Below are 3,238 nucleotides of genomic sequence, written 5' to 3'. Positions count from 1 at the left end.
TGGGGTTCTAGGGATTTTCCGTCCAAAAACGACAAAGTGCTCTGGAGGCCCCGCCGTCTGTGGCCTCCAGAGGGGTATTACTTTTTTCGAGATCCCTATTTGGGCTCTGTTTGAGTAAGATTTAGTCTTTTTGGGCTAAATCCATGGCATTCGAAGAACGTGTCCAAATCTTGTCCGAGGCAGAACAAGATGAGTTATATGGACCCCCCGCTTTCACCTCCGCCGACCAACGCTTCTTTTTCTCGCTGAACGATAAGGAACTGGCGATCGCTAAAAGCCTCCGTCATCGGGGCCAGCGTTACATGCTGGTGGTACTGCTGGGCTATTTCAAAGCCAAGCCGGTGGTGCTGAATCCCGGCTTTCATCAGATCAAGCAGGACCTCAAATACGTTTATCAAACCGTTCTACCAGGCCCAGGCTGTAGACCCTTTAATCTCACGCCAAAAGAGAACGAACGGATTTACCAACGTGTTTTCCAGCTCTGCAACTACCAGCGCTGGAATGTCAAAGACCATGGAGCGGCGTTGAGAGATTACTTATCCCAGCAAGCCAGAGCCTGGACAGCGCCTAGGCACCTCTTCGATGCGGCCATTGAATATTGTTCGGGGCAGAAGATCGCAATCCCTGCCTACAGCACGCTGCAAAAGATCATCAGTCAGGTGGTGGGAGACGAACAGGAACACATGGCCGCGCACCTTGAGCGTGCAATGTCACGCGGTCTTAAGCAAGCACTGGCGGAGCTCGTGAACGGCACAGGTCCACTGCCGTTCCGACAGTTGCGACAATCGGCTCGTAACTTCACCGGAACCGAGTTGGAGAAAGAACTGATTGTCTATCGCCATATCCAGCATTGGATGCCGGAAGTGGATCTGCTGTTGAGCACGCTATCACTGTCGCAGAAAAATCTGCAACACCTGGCAGAGAAAGTCGACTACTACGGTGCCAAACTGAAACGTCAAACCGTAGGCAGCCAATGGCTGTATTTATTGTGCTATCTTCAAACGCGATGGCAGCAAGCGCTGGAACGTATTGCCGATGGCTTTGTGCATCATGTCAGACAGACCAAACAGAAGGCAAAGGATTATGCGCAGGAAGCGGTGTTTAAGGATTGGCAAAAAGCAGCTAAAAATGTCAGCAAGGCAGCTGAAGTACTGCACCTGTTCATTGATGACAGCATTGATCTGCAACTACCGTTTGCAACAGTAAGACAGCAAGCACTGAGCCTGCTGACCAAAAGGGATCTGGAATCTGTATGTCTCTTCCTGAACGAGCAGCGACGATCGGTCGATGAAGCCATGTGGCAGTACTGCGACGAGAAAGAAAGTCTGCGGAAAGGTTTGCTGCGAGAGTTGTTCCTATGTCTGCGCTTCGAAGGCTGCGACGGCACCCAGCACTTAGCGGCCGCCTTGGCGAAAACACAAAACGAACTCAACGGCCAGGACGCTCAGTTGCAAACTGCCGACACCAGACTCCTTTCCAAAAAATCACGTGAATTCCTGCTGGATGGTGAAGGGAATATCCTGATCGATCGTTATGAGTGGTTCCTCTATCAACAGATTCCTGATCGCCTGAATGGCCAGCTGACGCTGCCTGATATCACTAAATACCGGGCACTCGACGCCGACCTGATCGACGGGGAACATTGGCGAAAAAACAAATATACGCTGCTTCAACAGAGCCATTTTACAAAATTAGCGGAGGAGCCTGAAAAGCTGATCAAACAGATGGCCATGGAATTGGATACCCGTTTGTACGAAGTCGGCGAATATCTTGAACAGGAAGACAACCGGAATATCATCTTGCGTAATCCGCAGGGTAAACGCTTCTGGCGCCTGCCTTCGGCCAGCAAACATCATCTGGTCAACAATCCCTTCTTCCAGCAAATTCCCACAACGGGGATTGCGGATGTACTGCGCATGGTTGATCGTGACACCGGTTTCATTGACTGCTTCGCTCATGTGCTGGGTTCCCAATCCAGAAGCCGTTCCCATGAATATGACCTGTTGGCAATTCTGGTCGGCAATGCAACCAATCAAGGCATTTACGGCATGGCACAGATCTCTGATCGTACCTATGATCAGCTCAGCACTATCCAGGCGAACTATCTTCGCCTGGAAACATTGAATGCTGCTAACGACAACATCAATAACGCGACAGCCAAGCTACCCATCTTCCGGTACTACAACATCCAGGAAGATGTGATCCACGCCAGTGCCGATGGTCAAAAGTTCGAAGCCCGGCGCGAGACCTTCAAAACCCGTTATTCGTCGAAGTACTTTGGCACTCAAAAAGGTGTTTCTGCCATGACCTTGATCGCCAATCACGCTGCGATCAACGCCAGAGTGATCGGCGCCAACGAACATGAATCGCACTACATCTTTGATTTGTTGATGAGCAATACGTCAGACATCATTCCGGATGTGCTCTCAACCGATACCCATGGGGTGAACCATGTGAACTTCGCGTTACTGGATCTGTTCGGATACCAGTTTGCCCCACGCTATGCCCAGGTTGGCAAAGTGATCAATGACATGTTTGATGTCAAGGAAGACAAAGAACACCGAATTCAGCTGTGCTTAAAAAAGCCAATCAATACCCATCGTATTGCGCAGCACTGGGATACCATCCAACGGATTGCAGTATCACTTAAGCAGCGGAAAACAACGCAAGCCACCTTGGTGAGAAAGCTCTCGGAGTACAAGCGCAATCACCCGCTGCTGGAAGCCCTGACGGAATACAATCGCCTGGTGAAAGCGAATTATCTACTGTGCTACATCGATGATGCCAGTTTAAGAAACTATGTTCAGCGCGCGCTGAACCGGGGAGAGGCCTATCACCAACTGCGTCGGGCCGTGAGCAGCGTCAATGGGGATCAGTTCCGGGGCAGTTCAGACGAAGAAATCCAGCTATGGAATGAGTGCGCTCGCCTGGTCACCAATGCCATCGTTTACTTCAACTCCAGGATACTCAGCCAGCTGTTGACCAGCTTCGAATACCAAGGAGATACCAAGAGAATAGATATCGTCAAACAGGCATCCCCTGTGGCCTGGCACAACATTAACCTCAAGGGGACTTACCACTTCGAATTGAGCGAAAAATTGCCAGATCTGGAGGAGCTTATGCGCTCAATCGAGGGATATTTACCCGTCAGCGAAAAGTAATACCCCTCTGGAGGCCACGGACGGCGCGGCCTCCAGAGCACTTTGTCGTTTTTGGACGGAAAATCCCTAGAACCCCA

General features: G+C 50.7%; 1 protein-coding gene. It reads left to right on the top strand.

Features of this window, described 5'->3' with window-relative positions; translation table 11 throughout:
- Positions 1-143 precede the first annotated feature (143 nt).
- Positions 144-3,161, top strand: coding sequence for a Tn3-like element IS3000 family transposase (locus tag HII27_RS26645; RefSeq protein WP_021740570.1), 3,018 nt, complete (start codon positions 144-146; stop codon positions 3,159-3,161).
- Positions 3,162-3,238: the final 77 nt, after the last annotated feature.

The organism is Kluyvera sichuanensis, from assembly GCF_014218705.1.
GTDB classification, from domain to species: Bacteria; Pseudomonadota; Gammaproteobacteria; order Enterobacterales; family Enterobacteriaceae; genus Kluyvera; species Kluyvera sichuanensis.
This window is presented reverse-complemented; position numbering and strand designations above follow the sequence as displayed.